At 37.8% G+C, this 19,115-nt stretch carries 16 protein-coding genes and 1 tRNA gene; 8 read left to right on the top strand and 9 right to left on the bottom strand.

The annotated features are described in order from the left end of the window. Positions 1–189: 189 nt before the first annotated feature. Positions 190–263: transfer RNA gene (locus D9O48_RS04475), tRNA-Arg, on the top strand. Positions 264–647: 384 nt separating this feature from the next. Here D9O48_RS04475 and D9O48_RS04470 read toward each other — a convergent pair. Genes D9O48_RS04470 through D9O48_RS04445 form a run of 6 tightly spaced genes read right to left on the bottom strand, consistent with a single transcriptional unit; the run spans position 648 to position 5,309 of the window. Then, positions 648–1,979 carry an OmpA family protein gene (locus tag D9O48_RS04470; protein ID WP_126971057.1) on the bottom strand — a complete coding sequence of 444 codons (1,332 nt, stop codon included), beginning with the start codon at positions 1,977–1,979 and terminating at the stop codon, positions 648–650. A 39-nt stretch (positions 1,980–2,018) separates the two neighbouring features. Further along, on the bottom strand, positions 2,019–2,498 hold the full coding sequence (locus tag D9O48_RS04465) for a lipocalin-like domain-containing protein (RefSeq protein WP_126971055.1): 480 nt from the start codon (positions 2,496–2,498) through the stop codon (positions 2,019–2,021). Next, on the bottom strand, positions 2,479–3,312 hold the full coding sequence (locus D9O48_RS04460) for a hypothetical protein (protein ID WP_126971053.1): 834 nt from the start codon (positions 3,310–3,312) through the stop codon (positions 2,479–2,481). Before D9O48_RS04460 ends, D9O48_RS04465 begins: the two co-directional genes overlap by 20 nt. Further along, complete coding sequence (locus D9O48_RS04455; protein ID WP_126971051.1) at positions 3,236–4,024, bottom strand: hypothetical protein; 789 nt, start codon at positions 4,022–4,024, stop codon at positions 3,236–3,238. Before D9O48_RS04455 ends, D9O48_RS04460 begins: the two co-directional genes overlap by 77 nt. A gap of 3 nt (positions 4,025–4,027) precedes the next feature. Continuing rightward, positions 4,028–4,795: a hypothetical protein gene (locus D9O48_RS04450; protein WP_126971049.1), complete on the bottom strand. Its 768-nt coding sequence runs from the start codon at positions 4,793–4,795 to the stop codon at positions 4,028–4,030. 22 nt (positions 4,796–4,817) lie between these two features. After that, a complete protein-coding gene (locus D9O48_RS04445; RefSeq protein WP_126971047.1) occupies positions 4,818–5,309 on the bottom strand; it encodes a hypothetical protein in 492 nt (163 codons plus the stop codon). A gap of 119 nt (positions 5,310–5,428) precedes the next feature. Here D9O48_RS04445 and D9O48_RS04440 point away from each other — a divergent pair, with 119 nt between their 5' ends. From D9O48_RS04440 to D9O48_RS04415, 6 genes are all read left to right on the top strand, one after another. Then, positions 5,429–7,621: a tetratricopeptide repeat-containing sensor histidine kinase gene (locus D9O48_RS04440; RefSeq protein WP_126971045.1), complete on the top strand. Its 2,193-nt coding sequence runs from the start codon at positions 5,429–5,431 to the stop codon at positions 7,619–7,621. A 57-nt stretch (positions 7,622–7,678) separates the two neighbouring features. Continuing rightward, the gene (locus tag D9O48_RS04435) at positions 7,679–8,317 is read left to right on the top strand and encodes a response regulator transcription factor (protein ID WP_126971043.1); all 639 of its coding nucleotides are present in this window, start codon (positions 7,679–7,681) and stop codon (positions 8,315–8,317) included. Between the two features lie 420 nt (positions 8,318–8,737). Next, the gene (locus D9O48_RS04430; protein ID WP_126971041.1) at positions 8,738–8,974 is read left to right on the top strand and encodes a helix-turn-helix domain-containing protein; all 237 of its coding nucleotides are present in this window, start codon (positions 8,738–8,740) and stop codon (positions 8,972–8,974) included. A gap of 202 nt (positions 8,975–9,176) precedes the next feature. Continuing rightward, on the top strand, positions 9,177–9,416 hold the full coding sequence (locus tag D9O48_RS04425) for a helix-turn-helix domain-containing protein (protein ID WP_126971038.1): 240 nt from the start codon (positions 9,177–9,179) through the stop codon (positions 9,414–9,416). Between the two features lie 119 nt (positions 9,417–9,535). Then, positions 9,536–10,390: a DUF6265 family protein gene (locus tag D9O48_RS04420; protein WP_126971036.1), complete on the top strand. Its 855-nt coding sequence runs from the start codon at positions 9,536–9,538 to the stop codon at positions 10,388–10,390. Between the two features lie 45 nt (positions 10,391–10,435). After that, entirely contained in the window at positions 10,436–10,996 is a 561-nt protein-coding gene (locus D9O48_RS04415) for a YdeI/OmpD-associated family protein (protein WP_126971034.1), read from the top strand. Positions 10,997–11,083: 87 nt separating this feature from the next. Here D9O48_RS04415 and D9O48_RS04410 read toward each other — a convergent pair whose 3' ends face one another. The 3 genes from D9O48_RS04410 to D9O48_RS04400 all read right to left on the bottom strand — a co-directional run bounded on the left by D9O48_RS04410 (position 11,084) and on the right by D9O48_RS04400 (position 17,977). Then, on the bottom strand, positions 11,084–11,602 hold the full coding sequence (locus D9O48_RS04410) for a YciE/YciF ferroxidase family protein (protein ID WP_126971032.1): 519 nt from the start codon (positions 11,600–11,602) through the stop codon (positions 11,084–11,086). A 298-nt stretch (positions 11,603–11,900) separates the two neighbouring features. Further along, positions 11,901–17,759 (bottom strand): non-ribosomal peptide synthetase, encoded by a 5,859-nt coding sequence (locus D9O48_RS04405; RefSeq protein ID WP_126971030.1) that lies wholly within the window; start codon positions 17,757–17,759, stop codon positions 11,901–11,903. 26 nt (positions 17,760–17,785) lie between these two features. Next, on the bottom strand, positions 17,786–17,977 hold the full coding sequence (locus D9O48_RS04400; protein ID WP_126971028.1) for a hypothetical protein: 192 nt from the start codon (positions 17,975–17,977) through the stop codon (positions 17,786–17,788). 112 nt (positions 17,978–18,089) lie between these two features. On the opposite strand from D9O48_RS04400, the gene D9O48_RS04395 reads away from it, so the two are divergent. Beyond that, positions 18,090–19,112: a methyltransferase gene (locus D9O48_RS04395; RefSeq protein ID WP_158624811.1), complete on the top strand. Its 1,023-nt coding sequence runs from the start codon at positions 18,090–18,092 to the stop codon at positions 19,110–19,112. Positions 19,113–19,115: the final 3 nt, after the last annotated feature.

Genomic DNA, 19,115 nt, shown 5'->3' with positions numbered 1-19,115 from the left:
ACAATTGAGAATGTTCCTGCAAAAAAGAGGGATAATTTTCATTGTAGGAGTGGTGCTAAATTTTTTTTTGAGTGGAAATGCTTTTCCAGACTGCATTTCAAATACCATGAACAATTAAATTTCAATTTTTTATGAAATTTTTTTTGTGTAAATGAAATCATTTTTTACTTTTGCCATCCTTTAGCGGACGGACCGGTAGCTCAGCTGGATAGAGCAACTGCCTTCTAAGCAGTAGGTCATTGGTTCGAATCCAATCCGGTTCACTAAAGCAAAATCCTTCTCAAATTGAGAAGGATTTTTTTATAACCAATAACCACTGCTAAGTTTTTTACGCTTAAAATATTCAATTCTCCCGCAGATTATGCCGATAGCACCGCTGTTATTCACATGATTGATTCAGCACAGCTACACACTGAATTACATTCAATCATCTATAACTTATCTGCGAAAATCAGCGGAAAATTTCACCTGTCAAATATAGGCTGCCATAAAGCAGTGCATTACCCGGTGATAAAAAAATCTGTTCGCACAGAGGCTTTATCGCCCCATCCTTAAAAGATACGATTTTTTTACCAGAGTAACAAATTTGATTTGCGTCATAAGATGCACATAATGTGTGTTTTATAGATCTGTGTTATGTAACATTGCTAATTCCGCAAAAACTCCACTCTTCTGTTCTGAGCCTTACCTTCCGGTGTAGTATTGTCCGAAACAGCTTCGGTGTCACCTTTTCCATCAGTGATGAGCCTGTCGGTTGCTATACCATATTTTTTTGTCAATTCATTTTTTACGGATGCTGCCCTTTGTTTCGAAAGCGCTAAATTATTTTCCTTTTGCCCGGCGTTATCGGTATGTCCTATGATGGTCAGTTTTAAAGAAGGATTTTCTTTCAGTATGGCTGCGATTTCCTGTAGGGTTGCATCAGATGATGGCTGTATGGCTGATGAATTGGTACTGAACAAAATGGCATTGGTAGAATACCTGCCTTCGTTCAGTATTTTTGAACGGGCATCGTCATCTGAAGAGGCAAGCCTAACATTTGAAATATAAAAGTAATTGCCGTCTTTTGCTTCATAACGACTGAATAATAGGGTGTTCAGTACTTGGCCGCTCTCAAATGCCTGTGGTAAATCCCAGATTTTCTGTTCACCCATATACATGCGCAGTCTTTGTTTTTGTTTCCAAATCTGCACTTTAACCTTATTGTTGTTTACGTTGAAGCGGTTAAGTGATTTTATTTTGTTGAAGGCAATTTTTTCGCTGTTCTCCCAGATTTCATATTCACTGTAGCCTGATTTTTTACCACCTTCTTCCTGTGGATGCAGCATCAGTAGTAAGCCGTTTCTTTTTTCTTTCCCTCTTTTTTCTTTATACTTTTCCCAAATCATCAGTTCCCTTTTGTTTTTCATATTTCCGATAACGATCCAGAGCGGATAATCGTAATATGAAAACGTAGAAGGCACGTAAAGATCAAATTCAAGCGTGAAATTTTCAGGGAGATTTTTTACTTTATCCCATATGAAAACCCCTGGCGAAGAAAGCTCCATCCACTTTGCATCACTTCCTGCCATCCTGGTTACTTTAGCTGAACCTGTTGTATTCCAGTTAACGGGCAGGTCTCCTTCTTTGTCGTCTGTAAAGTTTTCAACAAACAGCACTTTGCTACCAGGCTCAAAGTCCGGGTTACTGTTTATCTTATCAGGGTTTTGTTGATCTGTATTGCTTACAGGATTGTTTTTATTTTCCGGAATATTTCCGGTTGATTTTTCCTTTTTCTTATTTTTTTTACCACTGAATATACTGTCAATAGCCTGGTCTGTTTTTTTAGAGCTTTCTCTTTCTACGCGTCGTTCTACCGTACGTTCGGCGGCTTTTTTAGCTTTATCTCCCAATCCTTTTACAAACTGCGCATGGACGTTGCCTGCACATAATAACAGGGCTATCACCCATAGATATTGATTAGTTATATGTGTTTTCATTGTATTAACTGCATTTTTATAAAACGGTGAATGAAAAATTTATCCTTCGGTTTTATCAAAGAACAGTCTTTGTGTTTCCCCACCCGAACTTGCCTCGAATGCCATTGCATCATGACTAATACTTATTATTTCAACAGCCCATGACATAGAAGCTCCATTAATAGTAAGGTATTTATTGTCGGTCAGTGTATAGGTTCCTTCAGATTGTCCATAATCTGTACAAATTCCTTCACTCATTTCAAATGATTGTGATAAGATGGTACCGTCTGCATTAAACCTGAAGTAGGATCTGCGGCTGCAGGCGCTGGTGGTGCTATAGGAGGTAGACTGCAGATACCAGTTGCCCGAAGTGAGATGATCGCGAATATCAGTGGCTTTGTCTTTATCCTTTTTACATGAAGCCAAAATTAAAATAGACGCGAAAAAAAACGTATTAAAAAAGCTGGTCACCGGTTTCTTCGTTACTGGTGAAAAGTGGTTCATTTTCATAATGAGTGTTTTATCGTTTGGTATATTCATAAGTTACCGTTGTTTCAAATTCGGTAGGCATAATTCGTAAGGTCCTTTTAGTAGGATAACCGTCCTGATTATATTCATGCGTGTAGGTATGTGTGTAAGTTTCTGTACCTCCTGATACGGATTGCATTTCAGAAAGATTATTGTTATTAAAACTCATAAAAGGCCGGGTATCTTCGTGATAATAAAATTCTTTTAAAGATTTTTTATCATCGTAGGCATTGCAGGTGATTCTTTCAGTTAATACGTTGGATGAATTGTATACCGTGTATCCGGAAACATTTCCTTTTACATCAAAAGTATATACAAATCTTCCCCAGAGAGAACCGGAAGAACTGTAATTACTATACTCCATAGAGTTCGAAGTATAGGAGTAAACGGAGGTTTTGTAAATAGCGTCCGCTTCTCTGACGGTTATTTTAACCAGCCGGTTCTGACCGTCATATTCCATTTCTTTTGTGGTCGTTTCGCCTGCCTGAACAATTGTTGATTTTGTAGGAAGACCTGCAGCGTTAAAATCGGAATAAGTCTGTGTTGTAATGGTGCCGTCAGTAGCAGTAAATGTGATGGAAGCTAACTTGTTTTCCGGATTGTAATTGAATATTGTTGTACCATTTATGTTAGTTAACTTAGTCAGATAAGTTTTTCGGTTATCATGCTGTTGATCATTACTTTTTTTACAACAGATAAAAGTTGACAGGCACATTAATATTGATAAAATTTTTATCGCATTCATGGGTTTACCATTTTTCATATTGATAGGTATTGTGTTGGCTGCCACCTCCGTCTGAAGCAGTGGTGGTTGTTTTTGTAACATAACCATCTTCGTTATATTCATGAACCAGCGTGTAATTGATGATTAAACTTCCACCACCTGATGCAGGAAAAGTGTTTGTATAAGTCAGCGCATTATTTATACCGATTTGCAATTTCCAGTCAGAGAAAGGGCTGAGAAATTCTTTGAAAGAATGTTTGTCATCATGAGCCGTGTAATTTCTGCGGAAAGTTTGTTCGCCACGTTCGTTATAATTACGCTCGTAGAGAATATTGTCATTATCATCGTAGCCATATACAGACTCGTTGATCTGATTATGAGCGTTGTCAAAAGTCTTCTTTTCAATGAAGTTTCCTGAATAGGCATAGGTTGCATATCTGAATACCACAAGGGTACCGCCTTCATTGAATAAGGTAGTACGTCTTGTGATGCGGTTCTGGCTGTCATACTCGGCTTCCTGATAGGTTCTGTTGTCAGGAGTAGTAGCATTATATCCGGTTACCCTTCTTGCGTTACCATGATCATCGAAGAGTGAATACTCAACAATACGGGTTGGATATATTCCGGAGGGATAGACTGTTTCTTCTTTCACGAGCCTGTTTTCACTGTCGTAAGTGAAATTTATAATTGCTTCTCCGGTGGTTATTCTGGTCAGATATGTTTTGCGGGTGTCGGGCAACGGTTCTTTATCTTTTTGACAGGCGATCAGCATTGCCAGACAGGTAAGTATTGAAATGATTTTGGAGATTTTCATGTGTTATCGTTTTATAAATTCATAAATTTCCTGGAAAGATGCATTAGAGAGCAGGTCGGTCGTTACTCTTTCTGTTGCATATTCGTTCTGGTTATAGGTGTAAGTACATGAATACCGGGCATCTAACACAGCATAGTTGTATGCCTCGTACCCGGTATAGTTGTTGACCGAAAAAAAGTTGGGTGTTTCATTGAGTGCTATCGACAGGTATTTGTAGGGATGTTCAGGAGCTTTCTTGTTATCATATCCTGTAAATACCAACCTCCAGGTAGATACATTATCTGCATTTAAAGAGTTCATAGACGTTACATTTCCTGCATTGTCTATTGAGTATATTCTCAGATACTGTTGTGCACCGCTAACATTAAAAGTTCTGTATTCAATTCTGCCAGTGGTATAGTTATAGGTGTCGTAAGGGCCGGATATACCGTCAGTAGCGTAATTGGTTACTTTGGCTGGCCTTGCGTTGGCATCATATTCAACCAATAAATAAGGTTTATGCGAAGGATTTGCCGGAAAATTATAATCTATTCTTTCAGGCATTCCCGCAGCGTTGAACTGGCGATAGGTAAGATGAATATCTGTGGCGCCGTCACTTTTTTTATAGGTTTCGCCTATCAGTTGATCGTTTCCATCATAGGTATACTCTATCTGACCCGCACCGTGTTTGTGTATTGTAAGGTAAGTTTTGCGGTTGTCTTCCTCTTCTTTACTGCAACTAAAAAGTGTAGTAAAGCAAATAGATAGTAGCAAATATTTTAACTTGTTCATAATTAATGATTTATTTTTTTGCTTATAAGGAAGAAAACTCGCCATTCGTTATTGTAACACGATCGCCCGGAGCCGGACCGGTCAGTTGGCCTGAAAATGTTCCTTTGAATTTTTTAGAAGAACCGGAGCCGGCTACTTCTGTGATTTGTATTACGAAGTTGTTTGCTCTTCCTGTCAGATAGGTTTTTCCGTCTACCTGAGTAATAGAAGCACTTCCGTCCAGCTCATTAAGCACATAAGTGCCGGTAGTTATTTCGGTGGTGGTAGAAAATATGATTGAGAGTCTGGATGTTTGTCCTTCGAAGGTCTGATCACTGCCTGCAAGTGTAAAATTGTGCTTACCTTCAGCAAAAGAGTTGCCGATGATCGTTGTTCCGTCTGAGCTCCAGGTTTTTCCGGCTATGCTCAGCCTTATGTAAGCGGGTGCTGTTTCAGAAGAGTTGTTTTCACTTCGGTTACAAGCTGTCAGGCTTACGTAAAAACAAATGGCAATCAATAAAAAGATCTTACGCATAAGTGTTTATTTTCAGCAAAATTTGCACAAAGAGTCAGGGTTTTTTATAGCATGATGATGCGTAAAAGACAGTTCGGGTATTCGCTCTAAACTTTTTAAATTCGTAATTAAAAACAATTATGATCCGCTATCTGCATTGCTTATTAGCCTGCATGCCATTATTTGCCGTTTCCCAAACGGTGAACGACCGGTATCTGGAACAAAAACTGGACGAGGCAAGGCAATATCATCAGCAGTTTGAGCATAACAAATCAATGCAGGTACTGGATGCTTTATATGCTCAATCAGTAAAAGAGCAAAACGACTTTGCTGCGGCTTTGTCACTGATTAAGAAAACCCATTATACCATAACAAATGGTGGTTTTGCATCTGGTGAACCCGACTGGACGGAGATAGAAAAGTTTACTCCAAAAGATGTTGTGCGACAGAATATACAGAAGCTGCACCTGTTGAAGTTAAAAGCAACCTGGTATCAGTCTACAGGGAAAAATTATCCTGAAGCCTTCCGGTTGCTGGATGAAGGTATTCACCTTGCTGAACGCACTCCCGACTGTTTACCTGTACTAGCTGAAATCTGGTACCTGTATGGTCAATTGAAGTCTAAAAATTCTCAATATGTAGAAGCCAATGCCGGTTTTCTGAAAGCTTTGCGTATTTATGACCAGCTGGATGATGAGGCAAGTGCAGGGCGACTGTACGGAGAATTGGCAAGTACTTCATTTTTAATGGGAGAGAAAGAACGTGCGATTGATTATGCGGGAAAAGGCATCGCTATTATAGAAAACAAAAAGGATTATGAAGAACTCATTGTACAATTGAGTAATCTTGCCCGGATGTATCAGATGAGCGGAGATATTGAGAACGCTATTAAATATTTCTCAAAATCCGCAGAATACGTACCCCGGTCTGCCAAAAAAGAAACAAAATTTATCAGTCTGGTAGATTTATCATTGGTTTACCACGTAAAAAAAGACAGGGAAAATGCTTTAAAATACATGGAACAGGCCATTGCCGAAGGCCGGAAGATAGAACAACCAAAGTTGCACCGTTATATCAGAATGGGGGCTATGTTTGCGGGCTATACCGGCAATGAAGACCTGATGAACCGTTATTATGATGAAAGCTATTCATTGGCACTAAATGATAATGACAGGGATGCCCTGCGTGATTGGTACGGATCGTTGAACTTTTATCATGCGCAGGTGAAGAATGATAAAGCAAAAGCATATCCCTTTCTCGAAAAGTTTCATGCTTATAAAGACAGTATAATTAATGAAAAATCGCGTAAAGATTTCAACGAACTGGAAGTGCAGTACCAGACCGAAAAAAAACAGGCAGAAATAAACAAACTCGCCACCGAACAAAAAATACAGCAACTTGAATTAGAAAAAAAGAATGCACTGCTGCGGGGATACTCAATAGAAGCAGCTCAGAAAGAGAAAGAAATTCAACTGCTCACACAGGAGCAGATTATCAGTAACCTGAAAATAGAACAACAGGCTAAATCACTTAGCCTTCATGAAGCAGAAGTAAAAAATCTGGAACAAACAAAATGGATAGCAGCTCAGGAAAATCTGATAAAAGAAGAAAAAATACAGAATGAACAGCTCAAACGCAATCTGGTAATAGTGTTATTGCTGATTGCAGTTATACTGTTTTTGTTTATTCTCAACCGAACATTGCTCAAAAAGAAACTGGATCAAAAAAACCTGCTATTGAAAGAAAGAAGCCGCATTTCAGCAGAGTTACACGATGAGGTGGGCAGTACACTTACTGCTATCAATCTATTGTCTTACTCCACCATCAATCAGTTACATGAAGCGGAATCTAAAAATCAGGTAAAGAAAATACAAGAGAATACACAATCAGTAATGGAGAATATCAGTGATATTGTATGGAGTATGAATCCTCAGAATGACATTTTCTCGCAGATTGTTGTACGCATGAAAGAATTTGCTGCCAATGTACTTGAACCGCAACAGATACAATATTATTTTAGCGTAGATGAGAGTTTTGAAAAGGTAAAACTGTCTGCTGAAAAACGCAGGGATCTGTATCTTGTTTTTAAAGAAGCAGTGAACAACATGGCCAAATATTCACAAGCCACCAATATTTCCATCAAACTGGTAAAATCTGCACAATATCTGCAACTTATTGTTAAAGATAACGGTATAGGATTTGAAGCCGATACGCTAAAAAAAGGAAACGGATTGAAAAATATGAAAAGCCGTACTGAAAGACAACAAGGCGTTTTTGAAATCAAAAGCAATGAGAACGGAACAACTGTTACAGCGCAGTTTCCTTACGCATGATAATGTAGTTGTCAATCGGAATAAAAGCTACTTACTTTATACTTTTAATCATCGGTTATGATAAACGTTGCTATTTTTGAAGACAATGCTCTTTTACGTGAGCAGCTCATCGCGTTATTAGAACAAACGGGTAAAGGGTTAAATTGTGTTGGCGGTTGGGAAAATTGCCTCAAGATAGAAAAGATCATGGATTTCTACCGCCCTGATGTAGTACTGATGGATATTGATATGCCGGAAGCCAATGGCTTTTTTGGATTGAAGCATATTATGGAAAAACAACCTGGTGTACCGGTGATTATGCTAACCGTTTTTGAAGATGACCACCATGTTTTTGAAAGTATTTGCCTGGGTGCAAAAGGGTATCTGCTAAAAAAATCCAGCCCGGAAAAAATAATAGAAGCCATTCTTGATACCGTAGATGGGGGATCACCGATGAGCCCAACCATTGCCAGAAAGATGATGAGGGCTTTTGCAGCAATCAGACAGGTTAATACTACAGATTACAAATTAACCAAAAGAGAAAAAGATATTCTGCAATCACTTGTTGACGGCAACAGCTACAAGATGATCGCTAATAACCTCGAAATATCTATCAATACAGTTCGCCAGTATATCCGCAGCATTTACGAAAAATTACAGGTTCATTCTATGAATGAGGCGGTGGCAAAAGCGATCAGGCTCAATGTATTGTCTTAAATATAAATAGTTTGACTATCAATTCTTTAGACGTATATCATCTGATATATGCTAAGTTCCGTAGATGTTTCTTCTAAACTTTTTGATTTCTCTTATAATACACTGATGGAGTTTTGCCGCTGATAAACGGATCAGCGAATGATCAACCTGATTGCAATTCAGCAAAGCGCTGTATTGAATTAGTCATTTGAGTTGAAAGGATACTTTCAGCGTAAGCTGCAGAATAACTTTATTGCTCCTCTGTGGTTTAAAATATTACTGAATCAGGTCGTCGAATACTTGATTTAAGGCAACACTATAGCTTTGCGAATAGGATTTTCATTTGTTTTCTTTCACTAATTATCCAAATAATACTCCTCCATAAAATAATACGTATTATAATACGTTGTACGCCAGTAATATAGATTACACTTTTGCACTATGCCTGTAAAATCCAGAAACGATCTCAGCATTCAGATTGGGAAAGCATTAAAAGAACTCAGGCTTGAAGCCGGATATACCAGCCAGGAAGAATTTGCCTGGAAAAACGATTTCGATCGCAATCATTACTCAAAAATGGAAAGGGGTGATATTGATATCAAAGTTGTGACACTTGCGAAGATTTTAGAAGCATTTGATACTTCACTGGAAGACTTCTTTAGCAGACTCGAAAAATAGAAGCCCCTGGAAAGAGGCTTCGCTTTACTTCACTGAAATTCTCCTCGCCTTACAGAGAGAAGATTAAAACAAACTTATGGTTTTTAACTTCATCTGACAAGAATTTCCACGTAAAATATTACGTTGTTAACAAAGAAGAGGTTCAATTCTTTTGTATTACAATGATTAAGAAACATCCATTAGTGATTGAAGTTGGAGACTCATACGTGAACTAAGGAAAAAGAATACCTCTTTGTCTCAGGAACGTTTTGCGCTTGAGCACGATATAGACAGAACGCAATACGGAAAAATTGAAAGAGGTGAGCATGATATCGGTTTGTCAACGCTGATTAATGTGTTGGATAAACATAATATGGACTTGTCGACCTTCTTCAAATTGCTGGATAAAAAGCTGGCCAAAAAAAGTCCGGCTAAAAAGCGACAACTCCCCAAATCAAAGTAAGTTTATTATTGCCACAGTTACCGGAATAATAATTTTTTAAAGTTAATACAAATATTACTGTATGAATTATTCTGCTTAACTTTTCAGTATCCACATTTTTATTTACTCAATGTACGGTTATGAAATATATTTTAGCGCTGATTGTTGCTTTATGCACTCAGGTGATGTTCGCGCAACCAACGATGCCCTCTTTTTTGCAAGGCATTTGGAAAGTAGAAGGTAAAGAAATATATGAACGTTGGGATAAAATGAACGACCAGCACCTCAAAGGTTTTTCTTATAAATTGATAGATAATCAAATTGTGATTACTGAATATCTTGATCTGACCTATATCAATAACGAGATTTTGTACGGCGCTACAGTAATAGGACAAAACCAGGGTAAGAAAGTGGATTTTAAGTTGACAAAAACCGGAAATATCTATACATTCAATAATCCTGCACACGATTTTCCTAAAAGAATTGTATACGAAAGAATAAGTGACCGTGAAGTATTGGTTAACGTTTCAGACGGTCAGCAAAAACAATTCAGCTATACACTGAAACTATTAACCGGCTTGAAAGATACGACGGTAGCCAATCCGAATTATAACGCAGCATTAGCAGCGAAATTAGGAGGTGATGAGTATGGTATGAAAAATTTCATTTTTGTTATTCTTAAAACCGGTACGAATACTACTACTGACAGTGAGCTGATCAATAAAAGTTTTCGTGGCCATATGGAGAATATTAATCGTCTTGTAGCTGAAGGGAAACTCATTGTTGCCGGTCCGTTTGGAAAAAATGATAAAAACTTTCGTGGCCTGTTCATCTTAACAGGTATTGCTTCTCCGGATGAAACCAAAAAAGTATTACAAACAGACCCGGCCATTGCCATAGGCTTGTTGGAGGCAGAAGTGTTCAATTGGTATGGCTCGGCTGCTTTACCGGAGTATCTCCCTTTTTCAGATAAAATCTGGAAAACAAAACCTTAGATTAATTAATAATTAAGAGTGGTTAATGTTTAAAAACAAGACAGAATGCAATCAACAACACAATGGACAAAAGAGTTGAAATTACTGGCTAATATTCTGAATAAAAGTGGCCTGGAAAAAAGTATTAAATGGGGGGCAGAAGTGTTTACTTATGAAGGTAAAAATGTAGTGAGCTACGGAGGGTTTAAAAATTATTTCACCGTATGGTTTTACAATGGTGTTTTTTTGAAAGACAAGTATAAAGTACTCGTAAATGCACAGGAAGGAAAAACAAAGTCTTTACGTCAATGGAGGTTTACCTCAATTGATGAAGTAGAGGAGAAAAAAATATTGGAGTATATTAAAGAAGCTGTTGAAATTGAAAAGAAAGGGTTGAAAATTAAGCCTGAAAAATTTCAGCCGGTCTCCTTACCTGTACTGTTGATAAATGCTTTTAAAGCTGAAAAAACATTAAAACCTGCTTTTGAAAAATTAACTCCCGGAAAACAGAAAGAATATATTTTATATATTGAAGAAGCTAAACAGGAAAAAACTAAAATTGCCCGTGTAGAAAAAATTATACCAATGATTCTGGGAGGAGTCGGGCTAAATGATAAATATAAGTAGCCGAGGTATTATAATATGAATTAAAGAAGTGAAAAAAACTTCACCTCTTTAATTCATTGCAAATAAAAGGGGGTAAAATCATACAGATCATTTTTTTGTAGCTAAATTAGATTCGCTCAACGCTATTTGTGTCAGCTTTGAATCTGTTTCTTTTTCTTCGTTTAATGTTTCTTCCAATAATGACATCGCTTCAGTGTGTTCCATTAATTCGGCATAGGTTACTAAACAACCATAACTGGCTATTTCGTAATGCTCAACTTTTTGAGCTGCTGCTATTAATGCTGCATCCAGCGCGGGGTCATCTTCAAAATCTTCCATAATTTCATCTGCTTCTTCTAATAATCCGGCCATCGCTTTACACTTTTTTGATCTGGCTAATAATCCCAACGACTGAAAAACGCCTTTTAAGCGGTTTATCTGCTCTTCCGTTTGAGCGTAGTGCTCTTCAAAAGCTGCTTTTAAACTTTCTCCGGATGCAGCTGAAGCCATTTTTTTCAGTCCTTTTAATAATTGTTTTTCTGCTCCGAGAATATCCCGGAGTTCGTCAATGAATAAATCATGTAAATGTGCATTCTTCATTCCTTGTTGTTGTTTTGAGTTTGCCATATGCTTTTTTATTGAGGGTTTAAAAAGCATGCCTGGAAAGTTTAATTTTTCATTTACCTGTTCAAAATAAAAGTTAAATACCATGAATGTCAGAGTTATAGATTTTTGAAGATTTTTTATCCGTAAAAGAAATGAAATAACCGTTTAAACAATCATTTAAAGGTCCGGTGTTTTTATACAACACTTAATTATATAGATAAATCTCTTAAAGAGTGAAAGTATAATTTTTAAACTTTTATGAAATAATACCGGATAAACACTTAATGAAAAAGGGTTTATCCGGTATTCAAAATATGTTTTAATCAATTATATTCATATACCTGCAAAACTGCAGAAGAATATTGCGGTTTACCTTTGGAGGCTTTATTCCTGAGCCTTCCAGATGTTCTAGTGTATTGGTAATGTCAAAGTTCGGTGTATCCTGATGCAGCTCTATGAGTGATTTTTTGTCATATACTTCAAACTTAAATAAGCTTAATAAAGGATATAACGGGCTGTTCTCATCTTTTTCCCACATCTTCACCCATTCGCCATAAGAAACAGGTTGCAGACCCATATTGAATTCCTGGTTGAGCATTTCAAAGAAGTCTACAACAGTAATATTGTTGGCGGGGTCAGGACTGAGATGAAATACTTTTCCTGTCGCTTGCGGTTGAGGAGCGATGTGAACAATTGAGCGGGCTACAAAATCAACCGTTACAAATTCTTCTTTCTGATCGCCTAATAACGGGTAGTATTTTAATTCGGTACAGGTTTTTACAAACAGGCTCCACCATTGATATTTAGCAGTGGCGCCCGAATTACCATTGGTGAAAACATAGCCCAGCCTGAATATAGTAATCGGTAATCCCTGTTCAATTGCTCTGAAAGCCATTTTTTCCATTACCCATTTACTTTGTACGTATCCCATATCACGGCTAAGGCATCTGAATACACTATCGATCGGGTCAGTTTCTCTCAGTATTGCGGGTTTTGAAAAATGGTGTTCCCAGCTAAAAACACCGACCGTTGATAATAAAGCGATTTTTTTCAGCTTTTTATCAGTGGCCAGTTTAATCAGCATCCTGAATCCGTCTATATTGGTAGCTTTCATATAAGCATAGGGTTGTATAAAGTTAACCGCACTGCCCGCATGATAAATTATATCTAACTCACTGGCAAGAAATGCATAATCTTCGGCAGATAAGCCAAGATCCGGGATAGACAGATCACCACTCAATACCTTTATTCTGTTTTTATGTATATCTGGTAAGATAATCTTTTGTTCGTCTAAAGTTTTGTATAACCTTGAAGATGCATGCGAGGTATTTTGCGACCTGATCAGTACATAAATATCTGCGGCAGTGTGATGAAGTAATTCCGTTAGTAAGTGTGCCCCAACGAATCCGGTAACACCTGTCAGTAATATTTTTTCTGGTTGCAGAAAGTTTCCTTTCGGTAACGAGCTGATAGCCAGGTCACCCAAATCGATATTTGCATCTTCCATAATTTGCCGGCTCAATGCGTCTTTTCCTAATTCGGGATCTTTACCGGCCTGCAGCACCTTATTTTCTAAAAATGATGCCAGATCCCTGATAGAACTATTGGTATAAAGATCGCCTAATGATAGTTTACCCGGATAATACTCACTGATTCTGTTATACAGTTTGATCAGCAACAATGAATGTCCGCCTATGTTAAAAAAGTTATCATCCAGTTGCATTATTTTTCTGTTCAACACTTCTTCCCATATTTTTTTTAGCTGTATTTCATGTATACCGACAGGAGTTTCTTCGTGCACAAAAGTATGCTGATAATGATCAGCGAGCCTGTTCAGTTCATGCTGATCGAGTTTTCCATTATGATTGACCGGTACTATCTTGAGCGGTATAAACGTTGAAGGAATCATATAAGCCGGAAGTTTTTGACTCAGTCGCTGACGTAAATCATTTACTGTTATATTCCCTGTAAAAAAAGCTCTGATTGATAGAGGTTGCGTGTGATTAACCAACTGCACAACAGCATTATTTACACCTTCAATCTGCATCAGGTGATGCTCAATTTCCTGCAGTTCTACTCTTTGCCCTCTTATTTTAACCTGCTGATCTTTTCTTCCAAGATATTCCAGTAAACCTTCCTCTGAATATTTTACCAGGTCGCCGGTTTTATAAAGTCTGTCAAAAATATTATCACCCTCCCGTGATTTTATAAAATGATTCGTAATAAACTTTTCATTTGTAAGCTCGGGTTGTTGGTGATAGCCACGCGCCAACTGAATACCGGATAAATGTAATTCACCTTTTACACCGGCCGGAACGACTCTTTCGAACTTATCCAGTACATAAAATCGCATATTAGAAGTTGGTACACCAATGGTATTGGATGAATGTAGCAGGTCAAATACAAACCGGTTGACTGATACCGTAGTTTCAGTTGGCCCATATAAGTTCAATAGTTTTACTTTTTGTGACCAGTAATTGCTTAATGCGGGCGGGCAACTTTCCGCACCAGTTCCAATAACCGAAATCTTAGAGAATACTGAAATTTTTGGTAAAGTAGATAGTACGGAAGGCGAAATAAAAGGAATTTTAGTAATGCCTTTTTCAATGAGAAACTCAGCCAGCGGATCTCCTAAAAGTTTATTATTAGGATAAAGATAAAGCGTAGCACCCTGTGTTAAAGGCATCCATAAGTCAATGATAGAACCGTCAAAATTGTAAGGTGAAAATTGAATGGTTTTATCTTTGCTGTTGATCTCTAACAATTCTGCTATTTCACGGATATAGTTATTAGCGGCCCGGTGTTCGATTAATACGCCTTTCGGATGACCGGTGGTACCGGATGTATGAATAACATACATCAAATCTTTATCGTTGTAGTTATCCGCATAAGAGTCTTTTACTTTTGTTTGCTGATAATTGATCATTAATTCTTCCACAAACAAACAATCCACTTCCAGGTCCTTGATTTTTTCTTTAAAGCGGGTAGAAGTAATGAGATATTTTGGTTTTATATCTTCCAGAACAGTACGGATTCTTTCTAAAGGATACTGAACATCCAGTGGAACATAAGCAGCGCCGGATTTAACAATCCCTAATAAAACACTGATACGATCAATTCGTTGATCGAGCATACAGGCAATAAAATCGCCTGGTACCGTTGCCAGGTCAGATAAAATTTCTGCAATGTGACCTGACTGTTGGTTGAGGCCGGCATAACTTATTTCATCTCCTGATAAATGAACTGCAATTTTATCAGGGTTATTCATTACCTGTGTTTCAAACAATTCAATAATCTTCTTATTATCTGGTGCGGGTGCTGGTAATTGAAGTTCGGCAGGTACAGGTGTAATCTCAAAACTACTGATGTTGGTGTCAGGGTTTTCTGCAATCGATTTCAACAGATTCATATATCCTGTAGCCAATGATTGTATGAAATTATCTGAAAAAAGCGGACTTTTATACTCTATATTTACCAATAACTCTTTCCCCTGTGGTAATACTTCAAACTGCAGATCAAATTTTGCTGATCCGTTAAACAGCCATTCGGGCTGATAGAATACCACATCTGTCAACTGAGGTACTACCTTAAAAGAATCCTGCAATGCAAATACCGTATTAAAAAATGGATTATTTCCTTCATTGCGGTAATTACCGGCATGGTGAATAATCATTTCTAAAGGAATTTCCTGGTGCCGGAACACTTTCGGCAATATAGTGCTGATATTTTTCAGAAAATCTTTGTAAAGCGGATCATTCTCGATTTTAATACGCACAGGCAATGTATTTACAAAATAGCCGATCATTTCGTCAAGTGCAGGATGTGTACGGTTAGCGACCGGAGAGCCAATGCAAATATCATCCTGTTGCGTATAATGTTGCATCAGCAGGCTAAAAGCTGATAACATCACCATATAAAGTGTAACCTGTTCGTTTTCTGCCAGATTTTTTAAATCATCACTCAACCGTTCATGAATAAAAAATCGGTATTGTTTTCCTTTTTTGATATTTTTTAAATGGGCCGTACTGTATGGCAGATCTAATAAAGTAACACCTTTCAGATAATTTTCCCAGAAAAGAATACTATCTCCGGAAAAAGTTTTTTGTTGCTGCCAGTGGGCATAATCTCTGTATTGAAGTTTTTCTTCAACTGATGGATGTTCTATAACGTGACTTAAAGAGTGATAATAAGTGTTTAATGATTTTATTAAGACGGGCATAGACCAGCCATCTGTTGCAATGTGATGAATCACAATAAACAGATGCGAAGGCGTAGCATCGGCGTATTGTAAATAGGCGCTCAGCATAAAATCATTACTAAGGTCAAAAGGCAATTGAATATCTTCTATGGGTATATTTCCATCCAACCGGTTCAGTTCAAAATGATCAGCTTCCAGTAATGTCTGATAGGCAATGCCGTTTTCGTTTTTAATGACTGTTCTTAATATCTGATGTTCATTGATTAATAGGCGGAATGCTTTTTCAAGTTTTTTAAAAGATATATCGGGCTTTACTTCATACCTTACCAGTATGTGATAATCTGAACTATTGCTCAACTGATCGAGGAACCATAAACTTTGTTGCTGATAAGAGAGTACCGGCATTTTTTCGGTGGTTGAAATAATTTCCGGTACAGGGGTGTTGGTTGCCGAATCTGTCAGATAATCTGCCAGCTCCTCAAGGGTAGGATATAAAAAGATATCAGCGACCTGAACATGATTTCCGAAACGTTTTCTGATAATTGATACTGTTTTATAGGCGAGTATGGAGTTGCCTCCGAAATAAAAAAAGTTATCTTTCAAACCGATTGGTGAAGTGCCGAGCATCGACGACCAGATAGCCGATAATTCTTTCTGTATATCAGTAACCGGTTCCACATATGAAGCTCTGTTTTCATACAAAGTGGATGTTTCCATTTCGCGCAGAACAGACCGGTCAATTTTTCCGTTGTCGGTTAAAGGAAAAACATCTATATGCACAAAAGAAGAAGGAATCATATACGCAGGAAGTAATTCGTATAAGTGTTTTCTGAAGGTATCACTTGCTACTTCTTTTTCAGCAATGTAATAACAAATCAGTTTTTTTTCTTCTTCTCCTTTGGCAATTACGGCGCAGTTATGTACCAGTCCTGATTTCCTGAGTACTTCTTCAATTTCCGATACTTCTACTCTGAACCCGCGTATTTTTATTTGCAGGTCTGCTCTTCCGGCAAAAACGATATTTCCGTCTTCCAGTTCACGAAATAAATCTCCTGTTTTATAAGCCCGTTGAACAGATCCGTTAGCTAAAGTAATATTTACAAAACGTTCAGCCGTCAGGTCGGGGCGTTTCCAGTAACCTTTAGAAAGTTGCACACCGGTAATATAAAGTTCACCGGCTTCTCCTTTAGGAACAGGTTGCAGGTTTTCATCGAGCAAATGATAACCCACATTAGTAAAGGCACGGCCAATGGTAGCGAGGGGATAATGTTCATTATAATGAAATGCGCTGGTGATAACCGTGGTTTCAGTAGGTCCGTAGATGTTGGTAACTTTTACTTTCGTTTTCCAGTAGTCAATAACAACATGCAGCGGTGCTTCACCTCCGAAACAAAGTTTTTTTATGTTTCCTGTTCTTCCGTCTCTGGGGAGAGTAGAAAGAATTGACACCGGAATATAAGGAAGAATGCTGATTTTCCGGTCAATAATGAAATCAAGTAAAGGTTCACCTACTATACGATTATCGGGATATAAATGAACTTTTAATCCGTAAGAAAGCGGTGCCCAGAGGTCAAGGCCCAAACCATCAAAATTAGGACTCGAAATTTGTAAAACACTGTCATTGATACCCGGGTCAATTACTTTTTTGAAGTTCTCAATAAAATTTGCTAATCCTTCATGTGTTGCCATCACTGCTTTGGGAATACCGGTGCTTCCTGAAGTATAAGCCAGATAAGCCAGTTCGTTTGGTAACTGATCCGATTGGTGAGTATTGTCATCTATTTGTAGAATAGCATTCATTGTTTCCGGATCATCAATTACAATTAAATTTCCCTTAAAGAAAGATGCTTTGTGCCGGAGTGAGGCAGTTGTAATCAAAAAATCGGCATTCACATCTTCTGCCATAAATTCTAATCTTGCGGTGGGATAAGAACTGTCAAAAGAAACAAAAGCAGCACCTGATTTCCATATGCTCAACATCACGATTACACGCTCAATAGACTGATTTAACAGAAAGATAACTTTGTCGTTTTTTTTTTACTTAAAAGAGCGAGGTAATTCGAGAATTTGTTCATATTTTGCTCTAACTGCCGATAAGAAATCTCCTTCTCCTCATACGATAATGCAATTTTTTCCGGGTTATATTTCGACCAATAGTGAATAGAATCGATAACCGGCATTGGAATGTTCAGTTTCATATATTGTGGATTTAGAATTAATACGTATATTAGTGTACGTTTATGTATATACGATTATTTAAATTTCAAAACTAAATCAAAAATTAAATCAGTAATTTTTAAAATAAGCGTTATGAAACAGTATTCGATTAATCCCGCAAATACTTTAAAATTATATGAGCTGATCAGCAGGTATTGGACCGCTTGTGCAATGCATGCCGTAGCCAGATTAAAAATTGCAGACTTACTTTTTGAAAAACCGCTTTCGATTACAGAATTGGCGGATAAAACAAACAGTGACGAGCAGGCGCTTTATCGTTTGATGCGCGCAGTTTGCAGTGAAGGTATTTTTGAAGAGACCGCTGATAAAACTTTTCAGCTCAATGAGCTGGGAAGTGGCTTTTTGAGTAATGTTTCCGGTTCTATCACTCCCTGGGCGCTAGCGAATCTCGGTGAACATTTTGCTGCTTTCGGAAAGTTAACCGAAGGTATTCAGTCGGGTAAAGTTCCTTTCGAAGAACATTACGGAATGCAGGTATGGGATTATTATAAACAAAACCCCGAACGTGGCGAAAACCTGGTGAAAGCAATGGCGGGTGTTTCGGGCGCGGTAATTGAGGGTATTACGCAATCTTATGACTTTACACCTTATAAAACAATTGTAGACATTGGCGGAGGTAACGGTGCATTGCTATTCGGTGTTTTGAATGCTGCACCCGATAGTAGCGGAATTGTATTTGATGAACCTTATGTAATTGAGGCAACTAAAAAGAATATACCAGATCATTTGAAATCGAGATGCGAAGTAGAAGGTGGTAGTTTCTTTGAAAGTATTCCTGCCGGTGCCGACTTATATATGACCAAGTGGGTGTTACATGACTGGAATGACGAACAGGTTGCCCAAATTCTAAAAGTTGCTTATGAAGCGATGAAGCCCGGTAGCAAACTGCTCATCATCGAAGCCGTGATTCCTGATCAACTCAATCAACCCCATGCAAGTAAATTGCTGGATTTGAATATTTACGCAATGACTACCGGTAAAGAACGAACAGAAACAGAATTTAAATCACTATTGGCTGCCGCAGGATTGAAATTCAAACGATTAATATTAACGAATACGGAATTGTCCGGTATTATTGAATGTGAAAAGATTTAGCAT

The sequence above is a fragment of the Gynurincola endophyticus genome, assembly GCF_003991195.1.
GTDB lineage: Bacteria > Bacteroidota > Bacteroidia > Chitinophagales > Chitinophagaceae > Gynurincola > Gynurincola endophyticus.
This window is presented reverse-complemented; position numbering and strand designations above follow the sequence as displayed.